This is a genomic window from Dactylosporangium thailandense (genome assembly GCF_059739745.1).
Window position 1 is genome coordinate 8,713,190 of record NZ_AP029195.1, and the last position, 13,543, is coordinate 8,726,732.

Here is a 13,543-nt window from a genome sequence, read left to right on the forward strand (position 1 = left end):
CGGATGTGTGACATCAGAGCTTGACGACCTCGCCGGTGTCGGCCGAGCGGCGGGCCGCCTCCAGCACCTTCAGCGCGGCGATCGCGTCGTGCACGTCGACCGGCGCGGGGGCGCCGTCGCGCAGGGCGGCCGCGAAGCCGGCGTAGAAGTCCTGATAGGCGCCCGGGTCGGTGGGCACCGTGTGGTCCACGCCGTCGTAGTCGGTGAGCACCCCGAACGCGCCCGGCTCCTCCTGGCCCCAGCCGGGCTCGGTGGGCAGCCGGCCCGCGCGCAGCGCGTCCTCCTGCACGTCCAGGCCGTACTTCAGGTAGGAGCCGCGGTCGCCCAGCACGCGCAGCCGGGGGCCGGCCTTTGCGGCCAGGGTCGTCGCCCACAGGTGGGAGCGGGCGTCGCCCTCGTGGCGCAGGGCGATGAACGTGTCGTCGTCGACGGTCAGGCCGGCGCGGCGGGTGTGGGCCTCCGCGTACACCTCGGTCGCCGGGCCGAGCAGCTGCAGGGCCTGGTCGACGAGGTGGCTCCCGAGGTCGTAGAGCAGGCCGCCGGCCTCGGCCGGGTCGCCGCTCTCGCGCCAGCCGCCCTTGGGCACGGGGCGCCAGCGGTCGAAGCGGGACTCCAGGCGCAGCACCCGTCCGAGCGCGCCCTCGGCGACCAGGCGGCGCACGGTGCGGAAGTCGCCGTCCCAGCGCCGGTTCTGGTACACGGTCAGGAGCTTCTGCTGCTTCGCGGCCAGCGCCGCGAGCTCCTCGGCCTCGGCCGACGCCGGGGTGAGCGGCTTGTCCACGACGACGGACAGCCCGGCCTCGAGCGCGGCGCGGGCCATCGGCGCGTGGGTGCGGTTCGGCGAGGCGACGACGACCGCGTCGAGGTCACCCGCGGACCACAGCTCCTCGGCCCGCCCGACGATCCGGGCATCGGGATACCGCTCGGCCGCGGCGGCCTGCCGCTCGGCGTTGGCGGTGACGATCGCGGCCAGGCTGAGTCCGGGCGTGGTGCTGATCAACGGCGCGTGGAACGCGGAGCCGGCCAGGCCGTAGCCGATCAGCCCGACGCGCAGGGTGGTCTCGCTCATGGAGCCAGTCTTCCACCAGGAACGAGACCCCTTGACCTTGACCGCGCGGCGTGGGACTTTGTATCGCGACTTCATGAAGTAGGTGAACGAAGTGCCGTTAGCGAAGCACGGAGCCGGGCGGGACCTGTCCAGGTCCGCGGTGCTTGCCCTCCTGGGCGGTCGAGGACCGACCTCCCGGGCCGACATCGCGCGTGAGCTGGGCCTCAGTCCGGCCGCCGTGTCCCAGATCATGCGCCGGCTGCTGGAGCAGGGGCTGGTCGAGGAGGTCGCCCAGGCGCCGTCGAGCGGCGGACGGCCCGGATCGCTCATCGGGCTGGTCGGCTCGGCCGGGCGGGCGCTCGGGGTCAAGGTCGCCGCCGACCACCTCGTCGTGGTCAACGTCCGCCTCGACGGGCAGCTGCTGTCCAGCGCCACGATGGCGTTCGACGCGATGGCGCCGGACGCGCTGCCCCGCCTCGCGGCCGAGCTGACGCCGCACACCGCGCCGGACCCGGGCCTGCCGCCGCTGCTCGGCGTCGGGGTCGCCGTGCCGGGCGTGGTCCAGCGGCCCGACAAGGGCCTGGTCGACGCCGACGTGCTGCAGTGGCGGCAGCTGCCCGTGGGCCGGCACCTGCGCGGCGTGCTCGGGCTGCCGGTGGTGGTCGAGAACGACGTCAACGCGCTGGCCGTCGCCGAGGTGCTGTACGGCCACGGCCGCGAGGCCGACGACTTCCTCGTGCTCACCATCGGCCGCGGCATCGGCCTGAGCATCGTGGCCGACCGCACCGTCTACCGCGGCAGCCGCGGCGGCGCGGGCGAGTTCGGCCACGTGCCGCTGGGCCTCGACTTCGACGATGACGGCCCGCGGTGCCAATGCGGCCGGCACGGCTGCCTGGAGGCCTGGATCGGAGAGCCGGCGCTGGAGCGCACCGGGCGGGAGCGCGGCGTGCTCGGGCCCCGGCAGGGCTTCGGCGCGCTCGTCGCCGCGGCCGATCGTGGCGACGTGGCCGCCACCGGCATCCTGGCCGAGGCCGGGCGGCTGCTGGGCCGGGCCGTGGCCGGGGCGGCCAACATCCTCGACCCGGACCGGATCGTCATCGCCGGCGAGGGCGTCGCGCACTGGATCCACTGGGACGCCGCGTTCCGGGCCGAGTTCGCCCGCCGCCAGGTCCGCCGGTCCGACGGGATCGCACTGGTCGTGGACACCTGGGACGACAGCAACTGGGCCCAGGGCGCGGCGGCGCTCGTGCTCGCGGCCCCGTTCGACCTCGACGGGTTCGGCGGCGCCCAGGCCGATCTCGTCGTGGCCCGCCTGCACGGCCGCGGCGACGGGGCGGTGGAGTGATGGTCGGCCCCAAGGGCATCCGCAAGGCCGGGATCGTCGCGCTGTTCCTCCTGCCCAGCGCCGTACCCCTGGCGATGTTCACGCTCGCCCCGATGGTCGCGGCCGGCTGGATCAGCCTGCACAGCTGGAACCTGCAGTCGCCGATGCGCTGGATCGGCCTGGACAACTACACCCGCCTGCTCGGCGACGCCGACACCCGCGACGCGCTGCTGCACACCCTGCTGTTCCTCGCGCTCTACCTGCCGCTGGTGTACGTCTGCGGCCTCGCCCTCGCCGTCGCGTTCAACCGCCGCTTTCCCGGGCGCAACCTCCTGCGCTCGATGTACTTCCTGCCGGTGGTCACCAGCTGGGTGGTCGTCGCACTGACCTGGAAGTGGCTGCTGAACCCGGCCAACGGGCTGGTCAACCACCTGCTCGGGCTGGCCGGCATCCCGGGTCCGGGCTGGTGGGCCTCGCCGGGCTGGGCCATCCCGTCCACGGTCATCGCGTCGGCGTGGAAGGACTCCGGGTTCGTCATGGTGATCCTGCTGGCCGGGCTGCAGTCGATCCCGGAGGAGTACCTGGAGGCGGCCCGCCTCGACGGCGCGTCGGCCTGGCAGAGCTTCTGGAAGGTGACGTTCCCGCTGCTCACGCCGTCGAGCTACTTCGTCGTGATGATCTCGCTGATCAGCGGCTTCCAGGTGTTCGACCAGATCTACGTCATGACCGGCGGCGGGCCGGCCGGTGCGTCGCGGCCGCTGGTCGAGGAGATCTACGACCTGACGTTCCGCTACGGCGACGCCGGCGGCGCCTCGGCCCTGAGCCTGCTGCTGTTCGCGCTGATCCTGGTGGTCACCGTGGTCCAGCAGCGCCTGCAACGGCGGTGGGTGCACTATGTCTAGGCGGCTGCTCATCGCGCTGCTCGCGGCCGGCGCGCTCTTCATGATCTTCCCGTTCGTGTGGACCGTCGTCACGTCGATCACGGTCGGCGGCGACGTGCTCACCACGCCCCGGCTCATTCCCGAGCGGGCCGGGCTGGACGGGTACCGCAAGCTCTTCGAGTTCCTGCCCTTCTGGCGGATCGCCCTCAACAGTCTCGTGCTGGCCGTCGTGTCCACGGCGCTGCTGCTCATCACCAGCTCGACCGCGGCCTACGCCTTCGCCCGCCTCGAGTTCCCCGGCAAGAACGTGGTCTTCGTCGGGTACCTCGCCACCCTCATGATCCCGATGCAGGTGCTCGTCGTGCCCCTGTTCATCGAGATCCGCGCGCTCGACCTGGTCGACACGTACGCCTCACTCATCGTGCCGACGATCGCCTCCGCGTTCGGCGTGTTCCTCCTGCGCCAGTCCGTCGCGGTGCTGCCCCGTGAGCTCGACGAGGCGGCCTTCGTCGACGGGGCCGGGCACGTCCGGATCTTCCTGCGGATCATCCTGCCGCTGATCCGGCCCGCCCTGGCCACCTACGGCCTGTTCGCGTTCATGTCGAGCTGGAACGCGTTCCTGTGGCCGCTCGTCGCCATCCGCTCCCGCGAGTTCATGACCCTCCCCCTGGGCCTGTCGACCCTCAGCGGCCAGTACAGCAACCAGTGGAACGCCATCATGGCCGGCTCCGTGGTGAGCATCGTGCCGATGCTCGTCCTCTACGCCCTGGCGCAGAAGCACATCGTGCAGAGCGTCGCCAACGCCGGTCTCAAATAACACCCCGAAATGTGAGGCCACCATGTCCCTGCGATTGAAGATCGCCGTCGCCGGCATCGCCCTCTTAGCGACCGTCACCGGTTGCTCGAAGGGGTCCGCCACCAAGGACTCCTCCGAGAGCGGCGTCACCACCGTCCACTACCTGACGTTCTCCGCCGCCCCGGACCACCTCAAGGACCTCGACGACATCAGGGCCGCCTTCGAGAAGGCGAACCCGGACATCAAGGTGCAGGTCCAGACCGCGGCCTACAAGGACTACTTCACCCAGCTGCAGACCTCGATCGCGGGCGGCACCGCCCCGGACACGTTCGAGCTGGACTACCAGAACTTCGTCACCTACGCCCAGGCCGGCTCGCTCGCGGACCTCGCCGGCCCGTCCGCCGGCGACAAGACCTGGCAGCCATCGGTACTGGCGTCAAGCGCCCTGGACGCGTTCAAGCACGACGGCAAGCAGTACGCGCTGCCGGAGTCCTTCTCCACCGTGGTGCTCATCTACAACAAGGCGCTCTTCGACGCGGCCGGGGTGGCGTACCCGACGCCCGACTGGAAGTGGTCCGACGAGACGGCCGCGGCCCAGAAGCTCACCGACAAGGCCAAGGGCGTCTACGGCGACTTCCAGCCCGTCACCTTCAACGAGTTCTACAAGGCGGTCAGCCAGGCCGGCGGGTCGTTCCTGAGCGGTGACGGCAAGAAGGCGACGTTCAACAGCCCGCAGGGCGTGGCCGCGGCGAAGTGGCTGATCGGCAAGCCGGGCGCCACGATGCCGACGCTCACCGAGGTCGGCGGCACCCCGGACTTCGACACCAACCTGTTCAAGTCCGGCAAGCTCGCGATGTGGCACAACGGCAACTGGCAGTTCGACACGCTCAAGGACGTGCCGTTCGGCTGGGACGTCGTGGTGGAGCCGGGCGACGCCCAGCGCGCCAGCGCCGTGTTCCAGAACGGCGTCGCGGTCTCGGCCCGCAGCGCGCACAAGGACGCCGCGTTCAAGTGGCTGAGCTACCTCACGACGTCCGAGCAGAGCGTGAACTCCCGGGTCAGCTCGGCGTGGGAGCTGCCGCCGCTCGCGGACCCCGCCAAGCTCTCCGGCTACCTCGACATCAAGCCGCCCGCGAACCGGCAGGCCGTGATGGACGCGCTGGGTAAGCAGTCGCTGCAGCCGGTGGTCGCGAAGCAGCAGCAGATGCAGGACATCGTCGACAAGGCGCTGACGAAGGCCGCCGCCGGCGAGGACCTGCAGAAGACGCTGGACGACGCCGCCCAGCAGGTAACGGCACTGCTCTCCTAAGGAATCTCACATGCAGGACCTGGTCGAGCACAGCATCAAGGTGATCACCCGCGAGCAGGCCCCCAGCGGGGCCTACCCGGCCTGCTCCAGCTTCAAGGTGTACGGCTACGCGTGGCTGCGCGACGGCGCGTTCGTCGCCGACGGGCTCCTCGCGCACGGCGTCACCGACGGGCCGCGGGCCTTCCACGAGTGGACCGCGCGGGTCATCGACGAGCGGGCCGAGCGCATCGACGAGGTCGTCGCCGCGCTCGCCGCCGGCGCCGAGGTCGACCAGGCGCGGTTCCTGCCGACGCGGTACACCCTCGACGGCCGGGACGGCACCGAGAGCTGGTGGGACTTCCAGCTCGACGGCTACGGCACCTGGCTGTGGACGCTGGAGCGGTTCCTGGCGGCCGCGGGGACGGACGGCACGCCGTTCGCCCCCGCGGTCCGGCGCACGGTGCGGTACCTCGCCGCGACCTGGCGCCTGCCCTGCTACGACTGGTGGGAGGAGCACGCCGAGCGGGTCCACGTCGCGACCCTCACCGCGGTCGAGGCCGGGCTCCGCGCGGCGCTGCGCACGGGGCTGCTCGACGCCGCCGGCGCCGCCACGGCCGGGGCGGCGGCGGACGCGATCGCCGCGCTGGTGGCGACCGAGGGCCGGGTGGACGGGCGGCTGCGCAAGTGGCTCGGCTCGGACGCCGTGGACGGCAGTCTGCTGGCCGCGGTCGCGCCGTTCGCGGTCGTCGACGCCGGCACCGCGCGGCGGACCGTCGCCGCCGTCGAGCGGGACCTGCTCGACGGCGGGGGCGTGCACCGCTTCCGGGCCGACGTGTTCTACGGCGGCGGCCGGTGGCCGGTGCTCGCCGCGCTGCTCGGCCACGCCTACCTGCGCCTGGACCGGCCGGCCGACGCGCGCCGGCAGCTCGGGTGGATCGCCGGCACGGCCGCGGCCAACGGTGACCTGCCGGAGCAGGTGAGCGACCGCCTGCTCGCGCCGGAGCACCGGCAGGAGTGGCTGGAGCGCTGGGGGCCCGTGGCCACCCCGCTGCTGTGGTCGCACGGCGCCTTCCTGTCCCTCGCCGCACAACTGGGAGTCACGGCATGATCCGGCACCGCCCCTTCGGCTCCGGCCACGCGTACCAGCCGTCAATCGACCAGCGCGTGCCCGTGCGCCCGCTCTGCGGCGAGCGGGTCGATCTCGGCGTGGCCGCCGCCGCGTCGGTCGTCGCCGTGCGCTGCGAGTGGGACGGCGGCACCTTCGAGCTCAGCCGCGACGACGCCCCGGCCGGGCCCGTCGCCGGGGCCGAGGGCCATCTCGCCTCGGCCGCGGCCGGGCCCCGGGGCCGGAGCGTGCGCTGGTCGGCCGGCAGTCCGCCGCTGCCCGCGGGCCGGACGGTGCGCTACCGGTTCGTGGCCACCGACGGCACCGTCACCCGCCGCACGCGCTGGTTCCAGGTGAGCGGTGCCGCCTGGTCGCCGACCGGCGGAACCCTGACCACGCACGGCGAGAGCCGGATCGTGCCCGGCTCGGTGTCGTGGCTGGCCGACGGCGAGGGCGTGCACAGGGTGCGGTTCGCGCTGCGGCTGGACGGCGGCGAGCACGTGCTCGGCTTCGGCGAGCGGTTCGACCGGCTCGACCAGCGCGGGCACGCCATCGACGCGACCGTGTTCGAGCAGTACAAGGGCCAGGGCGCGGCGGGCCGGACCTACCTGCCGATGCCGTTCGCGCACGTGCTGGGCGGCACCGGCTGGGCCTTCCACGTCGACACCGCCGAGCGCACCTGGTTCGACATCGGCGACGCCATCCAGATCGAGGCCGACGTCGTGGACGGGCGGCTCGACGTGCACTTCCTCGACGGCTCGCCCGGCGAGAACCTGGCCCGCTGGCTGGACCGGGTCGGCCGGCCCGAGCGGCTGCCGGACTGGGTGTTCCGGCTCTGGGCCAGCGGCAACGAGTGGAACACCCAGGCCCGGGTGACCGCCGAGATGGACCTGCACCGCCGGCACGACGTGCCGGTCGGCGTGGTCGTCATCGAGGCCTGGAGCGACGAGTCGACGTTCACGGCGTTCCGCGACGCCGAGTACGCGGTGCACGACGACGGGAGCCCGCACCGCCTCGCCGACTTCGCCTTCCCGGCCGCCGGCGCGTGGCCCGGCCCCAAGGGGATGGTCGACCGGCTGCACGAGCGGGACGTGCGGGTGCTGCTGTGGCAGATCCCGCTGGCCAAGATGCGCCCGCACCCCACCGGGCAGGCCGCGGCGGACGCGGCGGCCATCGTGCGCGAGGGCTACGGGGTTCGGGAGGGGGACGGCCGGCCGTACCGCAACCGCGGCTGGTGGTTCCCGCTGGCGCTGATGCCGGACTTCACGAACCCGAAGGCGCGCGACTGGTGGCTCTCCAAGCGGCGGTACCTCGTCGAGGAGGTCGGCATCGACGGCTTCAAGACCGACGGCGGCGAGCACGCCTGGGGCCACGACCTGCGCTACGCCGACGGCTCGGTGGGCGCGAGCGGCAACAACCGCTTCCCCGTCGAATACGCCGCGGCCTACGGCGACCTGCTGCGCTCGGCGGGCCGGGCGCCGGTCACCTTCAGCCGCGCGGGCTTCACCGGGTCGCAGGCGCACGGCGTGTTCTGGGCCGGCGACGAGGACTCCACCTGGGAGGCGATGCGCTCGTCGCTGCGGGCGGGGCTGAGCGCGGCGGCGTGCGGGATCGTCCACTGGGGCTGGGATCTCGCCGGGTTCTCCGGGCCCGTCCCGAGCGCGGAGCTCTACCTGCGGGCCACGGCGCTGTCGGCGTTCCTGCCGATCATGCAGTACCACTCGGAGTTCAACCATCACCGCACACCGTCGCGCGACCGCACCCCGTGGAACATCGCCGAGCAGACCGGCGACGCCCGGGTGCTGCCGGTCTTCCGGCACTACGCCCACCTGCGCGAGCGGCTGGTGCCGTACCTGGCGGAACAGGCCGCCCGGGCCGTCGACACCGGCTGGCCGCTGCTGCGCGCGGTCGCCCTCGCCCACCCGCACGAGCCGGAGGCGTGGGCGCACCCGTTCGACTTCCAGCTGGGCGACGAGCTGTTCGTCGCGGCGGTACTGGAGGAAGGCGCGACGACCCGCGAGGCCTTCCTGCCGCCGGGCCGCTGGACCGACCTGCGCACCGGCGAGACGTCGGACGGAGGCCGGGTGGTGAGCGTGGACGCGCCGCTGGAGGAGATCCCGGTCTGGTGCCGCCGCGAAGCGATCGATCGCCATCGGGGCCTGTTGGGGTAGCATCCTCAGCGCGTTGCCGTGGGAGCCGGCCGATGAACCCCTGCCTGTCTTCTCCATGAGGAGTTCTCCCCGTGCTGCGCAGATCCTTCCTTCCTGCCCTGATCGCCGCCGCCCTGGCCGCGGCCGGCCTCGTCCTCGTCCAGCCCGCCGGGGCCGCCCAGACCGCCGCGGCCCCCGTGCGCATCATGCCGCTCGGCGACTCGATCACCGCCGGCCCCGGCTGCTGGCGCGCCAAGCTCTGGCACCGCCTGCAGACCAGCGGCTACACGAACATCGACTTCGTCGGCGGCGTCTCCGACGGCGGCGGCTGCAACCCCGGCTACGCCTACGACTTCGACCACGAGGGCCACGGCGGCTACTCGGCGACGGGCATCGCCGACAACAACCAGCTCCCGCCGTGGCTGGCCGCGGCCGCCCCCGACATCGTCCTCATGCACCTGGGCACGAACGACATGTGGGGCGGCTACATCCCGCTGGCCACCAAGCTGGCGGCGTTCACGAAGCTGGTCGGCCAGATGCGCGCGAACAACCCGGCGATCAAAATCATCGTGGCCCAGATCATCCCGATGAGCGCCGCGGCCTGCGCCACCTGCCCGGCCGACGTGATCGCCCTGAACAACGCGCTGCCGTCGTGGGCCGCGGGCCTGACCACGGCCCAGTCGCCGATCGTGCTGGCCGACCTGTGGACGGGCTTCGACGCGGTGGCCGACACGGGCGACGGCGTGCACCCGAACGACACCGGCTTCCAGAAGATGTCGGACGCGTGGTACCCGGTGCTGGCCCGGGTCCTGGGCGGCACAACTCCCCAGTCCCCCTCGGCCTCGGCCTCGGCCTCGCCCTCCCGCTCGGTCTCCCCGTCCCCGTCCCGCTCGGCCTCGGCTTCCCCGTCACCGGCTGCTGGAAAGTGCTCCGCGACCTACAAGGTCGTCTCGTCGTGGGGCGGAAACTTTCAGGGCGAGGTGTCGCTGACGAACACGTCCACGACCGCGTCGACCGGCTGGACGACCACGTTCACGTTCGCCAACGGCCAGCAGGTGACCCAGTCCTGGAACACGACGCTGACCCAGTCCGGCGCGACGGTGACGGCACGCAACGTGACGTACAACGGCGCCCTGGCTCCTGGCGGTAGCACCTCGTTCGGCTTCCTGGCCTCGTGGAACAACAGCACCAACGCCGCACCCGCCGTGAGCTGCGCGCTCTCCTGACCCTGCGGGGGGCCGTCCCCATGCGGCCCCCCCACGTCCGGCCGCTCGACGGATCCGCGGTCATGAGCCGCATCAGTACTATCCCTGCCATGCCAACGCAGGGGCGCCACGCTGCCGACGACGACCCCACCGAGGTGATCGAGCGCATCCCGGCTCCTCGCCGCGCTCCGGACCCGTCTGTTGTGGACTCGCCGCCGGTGGAGCCGGCGCCGGTGGAGCCGGCGCCGGCCTCCCCGAAGCGGCGGCTCGGCCGCGGGGCCCGGATCGCGCTGGTCATCGTCGCGTCACTCGCCGTGCTGATCGGCGTGGCGTTCGCCGGCACCGCCCTCTGGCTGAACTCGGTGGCGTCGGGCGTCGACCGGGTCGACGCCTTCGCCGGGGTCCCCGAGGCCGAACGCCCCCAGAAGGCCGAGGCGGCGAAGGACGCGATGAACTTCCTGCTGCTGGGCAGCGACTCGCGCAACCCGGACAACCAGGACGGCTCGCGCAGCGACACCATCATCGTGCTGCACCTGAACCAGACCCACACCAAGGCCCAGATGGTCTCGATCCCCAGGGACACGTGGGTGTACGTCCCGAAGGCCCCGAACAGCCAGTACGGCAACCGGGAAGCCAAGATCAACGCGGCGTACGCCTGGGGTGGCGTGCCCGGCATCGTGCAGACCGTCGAGAAGTTCACGAACATCCGCATCGACCACGTCGTCATGGTCGACTTCTCCGGCTTCAAGGACATCGTCGACGCCCTCGGCGGCGTGGACATCAACGTGTCGGAGAGCTTCACCTCGACCCATTCGCTGGACCCCTCGGGCACCCGCCACTTCGAGAAGGGCCTGCAGACCATGGACGGCGCGACCGCCTTGGACTACGCCCGCGAGCGCTACGCCTTCCAGGACGGCGACTTCGCCCGGATCCGCCACCAGCAGCAGGTCATCAAGGCCGTGCTGAACAAGGCCGCCTCGGGCGGCACCCTGAGCAGCCCCGGCAAGCTCAACGACTTCCTGCACGCCACCGCCGACGCGGCGACGGTCGACGACACGCTGAACATGTTCGACATGGCCATGGAGCTGCGCAACCTGCGCGGCGACGACGTGACCGCCTACACCAGCCCGACGAAGGGCACCGGCATGATCGGCGACGAGTCCGTCGTCCTGGCCGACACCGACAAGATCAAGCCCTTCTACGACGCCCTGCGCGAGGACCGCCCGATCCCCCAGTCCTAGGTCAGCGGCGGGCGCGGCTCGGGGCTCGCACCTCGGGCCGGTCGAGGTACCCACACACGTCGCTCAGCGTGAGCCCGGCCCGGCGGGCCTCGGTCTCCAGGGTGTCGAGGGTCGCCTCGTCGATGCTGGGCGTCAGGCGCCGCCAGACCTCGGCCGCCCGGTCCCGCAGGTTCATGGTGCGGTTGATCCAGGCGCCGTCGCCCCGGTTCAGGTGGTTGAAGAGCTGGCGCGTCGGGGTGGTCCCGCGGGGCGCGTGCCGGTTGAAGATGGCGGCGATCTCGGCGACCGGCACGAGGCCCTCCAGGGTCGGCCGGATCCGGTCGGGCGACAGGCACATCGGCAGCCGGCCCCAGACCTCGGGCGCGACGCCGGACGCGGCCTCGATGGCGGAGGACAGCGCCGTGCTCAGCTCCGCGACGAGCGCGTCCTCGTCCACGGACACCAGCGGGTGATCGAACAGCCGCCCGGTCTCCTGCAGGTACGCGGCGTGCAGGCAGTTGATGAGCACCAGCGACATCGTCGCGAACAGGGCCCGGACCGGCAGCGCGTCGATCTCGCCGTAGAGGCGGTAGTAGTCGGGCCGGCCGGCCAGCGACGCGCAGTACACGCGCCAGGGCGAGGGCAGGCACTGCACGGGCGCGCGCAGGCCGTGCCGGGCATAGATGTGCGCGCTGCTGCGGCCGTCGCGCAGGGCGCGCACGACCAGGGCCGGGACGTTCTCCTCCACGTGGTGCACCGGCGTGGACGGGGTGGCGAGCCAGCCGATGCGCCGACCGGCCGCGCGCAGCCGCAGGGCCAGGTCGGTGTCCTCCCCGGCGTGCGCGTGATGCTCCGTGTCGAACGGGGGGCCGGGCGGGGCGAGGTCGCGGCGGTAGCCGGCGTTCGCGGTGACGAGCAGGCCGCCCATCTCCCCGTCCATCGGGGCCGCGTCGTAGAACCGCTGATGGTTCATGAACGCGGTGATCGGGCCGACGACCCGCAGGCGGACCGGGCCGCCGACGGCCGTGCAGCCGCCGCGCAGCGCCTGGTGCATCTCCGTGCACCAGGACAGCGGGACCACCAGGTCGTCGTCGACGAACAGGATGGTGTCGTGCCGGGCCGCCGCCACCCCGGCGTTGCGGGCGCGGGACACGCCGGCCGGGTCCGAGCGCAGGACCCGCAGCCGGGGGTCCGCGGGCCCGTCGTAGGTCGCGCCGGCCGGCACGCGGTTGGCGACGAGCAGCACCTCGGTGTCGGGGCCGAGCAGCGCGGCCGAGGCCAGCGCCGCCTCGACGCACTCGCGCACGTGCGGCCGTTCGAGGGTGGTCGGGATCACGACACTGACCGACACGCTGGTGCCTCCAGTCCGTTGCGGGCCTCTACATCCCAGGTCTCTACGTCTGCGGTACGAGATCGCGGTAGTACGACCACAGCTCGTGATGCGGTATCCGGCCCCCGTGCTCGCGTACCTTCTGGAACTCCCCGGCCCAGTGCACGAGCAGCGTCGGCGAGCCCCCTTCCGGCGTGACGACCTGCCCGTCCCGCACGACGCCGATGTCACCGCCGCCCCACCGCTCGAGCGGAATGGACATGTCGCCGGAGACGGCCATCATCGCGAGCAGGCTCGTGTGCGGCCGCCCGGACGTCACGATGAGGTAGTTCAGCAGGGGCTGTTCGCGGCAGAGCAGCTCCATGTGCGGGGCGAGCGCGAGCGCGCGGTCCAGCTTCGCCCGCACCGTATCGAGGTCCAGCAGCCCTTTCTTGGAGCCGACGAACCCGGTGTTGGCCGCGAAGCTGATCTGCCGCGGGCTGAGCGCCCGGGCCCGCATGATCGAGTCCCGCCACACCCACCGCCGGGCGTCGGGCACGTTGGAGTTCGACACGACGAAGTCGAACTTGGCCAGGTGCGGGAAGACCAGGTCGATCGAGTGCAGCACGACGGTGTCACAGTCGATGTAGACGAACTCGTCGAACTCCCCGGACCACATGGCGAGCTTGCGATATTGCCCGGCCACTTCGCCGTGGAAGAGCTTGCTGATGTCGTCGCACTCGCGCAGCAGCTCGGGCCGCTGCCACACGTCGAACGAGAACCGCGAGGCGAGGGCCGCGACCTGCTCCACGTTGTCGGCGAACGGCACGAGGCACAACGGGATCGTGGGATTGAACCGGCGGAAGCTGCTGAGAAAGGCGATCGCCTGCTCAAGGACGGTGTCGTTGGCCAGAAAGTAGACGCCACGCCGCACGGCCGGCCCCCCTCATGTGAGCGCTCCCACCAAACGTGAAAAAATTTACCCCGCCCCGCACTCGAACCCCGACCCCAGACTTTCGCGAGATCCCCGAAACCGGTTCCGTCGAACACTGTCCCTGAACACCGCACACCCGCCAAAGCAGGGACAGAAGCCAGACGCGGCATACCCCTATCCGAGCAGGGGTTCGACCCGGATGAGTAGGGGTAGCCCTCGGAGCGCCGAAAAATCCAACCCCGACCACAGGGACGAAAATGGCCCTCCAGGCAATCCCTGAAGG

11 protein-coding genes are annotated in these 13,543 nt (G+C 72.1%); 8 read left to right on the forward strand and 3 right to left on the reverse strand.

What is annotated here, in order from left to right; all coding sequences use genetic code 11:
- Nucleotides 1–13: 13 nt before the first annotated feature.
- Nucleotides 14–1,069: a Gfo/Idh/MocA family oxidoreductase gene (locus AC6JBM_RS38700; RefSeq protein ID WP_497978836.1), complete on the reverse strand. Its 1,056-nt coding sequence runs from the start codon at nt 1,067–1,069 to the stop codon at nt 14–16.
- A gap of 139 nt (nt 1,070–1,208) precedes the next feature.
- Between AC6JBM_RS38700 and AC6JBM_RS38705 the strand changes: the two genes are divergently transcribed.
- The 8 genes from AC6JBM_RS38705 (at nt 1,209) to AC6JBM_RS38740 (ending at nt 11,038) form a co-directional block, all read left to right on the forward strand.
- Complete coding sequence (locus AC6JBM_RS38705) at nt 1,209–2,393, forward strand: ROK family protein (RefSeq protein WP_497986617.1); 1,185 nt, start codon at nt 1,209–1,211, stop codon at nt 2,391–2,393.
- On the forward strand, nt 2,393–3,274 hold the full coding sequence (locus AC6JBM_RS38710; RefSeq protein WP_497978837.1) for a carbohydrate ABC transporter permease: 882 nt from the start codon (nt 2,393–2,395) through the stop codon (nt 3,272–3,274). Before AC6JBM_RS38705 ends, AC6JBM_RS38710 begins: the two co-directional genes overlap by 1 nt.
- On the forward strand, nt 3,267–4,070 hold the full coding sequence (locus AC6JBM_RS38715; RefSeq protein ID WP_497978838.1) for a carbohydrate ABC transporter permease: 804 nt from the start codon (nt 3,267–3,269) through the stop codon (nt 4,068–4,070). The genes AC6JBM_RS38710 and AC6JBM_RS38715 overlap by 8 nt, the downstream gene beginning before the upstream one ends.
- A gap of 22 nt (nt 4,071–4,092) precedes the next feature.
- Entirely contained in the window at nt 4,093–5,358 is a 1,266-nt protein-coding gene (locus tag AC6JBM_RS38720; protein ID WP_350611702.1) for an ABC transporter substrate-binding protein, read from the forward strand.
- Between the two features lie 10 nt (nt 5,359–5,368).
- Nucleotides 5,369–6,445, forward strand: a complete 1,077-nt coding sequence (locus AC6JBM_RS38725; protein WP_497978839.1) for a glycoside hydrolase family 15 protein — start codon at nt 5,369–5,371, stop codon at nt 6,443–6,445.
- Nucleotides 6,442–8,613: a glycoside hydrolase family 31 protein gene (locus AC6JBM_RS38730; protein WP_497978840.1), complete on the forward strand. Its 2,172-nt coding sequence runs from the start codon at nt 6,442–6,444 to the stop codon at nt 8,611–8,613. Before AC6JBM_RS38725 ends, AC6JBM_RS38730 begins: the two co-directional genes overlap by 4 nt.
- 71 nt (nt 8,614–8,684) lie before the next feature.
- The gene (locus AC6JBM_RS38735) at nt 8,685–9,818 is read left to right on the forward strand and encodes a cellulose binding domain-containing protein (RefSeq protein WP_497978841.1); all 1,134 of its coding nucleotides are present in this window, start codon (nt 8,685–8,687) and stop codon (nt 9,816–9,818) included.
- Between the two features lie 89 nt (nt 9,819–9,907).
- Entirely contained in the window at nt 9,908–11,038 is a 1,131-nt protein-coding gene (locus tag AC6JBM_RS38740; protein ID WP_497978842.1) for an LCP family protein, read from the forward strand.
- 1 nt (nt 11,039) lies between these two features.
- Here the strand turns inward: AC6JBM_RS38740 and AC6JBM_RS38745 are convergent, their stop codons facing one another.
- Both AC6JBM_RS38745 and AC6JBM_RS38750 read right to left on the reverse strand, forming a co-directional pair.
- On the reverse strand, nt 11,040–12,368 hold the full coding sequence (locus AC6JBM_RS38745; protein WP_497978843.1) for a glycosyltransferase family 2 protein: 1,329 nt from the start codon (nt 12,366–12,368) through the stop codon (nt 11,040–11,042).
- Nucleotides 12,369–12,411: 43 nt separating this feature from the next.
- A complete protein-coding gene (locus tag AC6JBM_RS38750) occupies nt 12,412–13,260 on the reverse strand; it encodes a glycosyltransferase family protein (protein WP_497978844.1) in 849 nt (282 codons plus the stop codon).
- Nucleotides 13,261–13,543 lie beyond the last annotated feature (283 nt).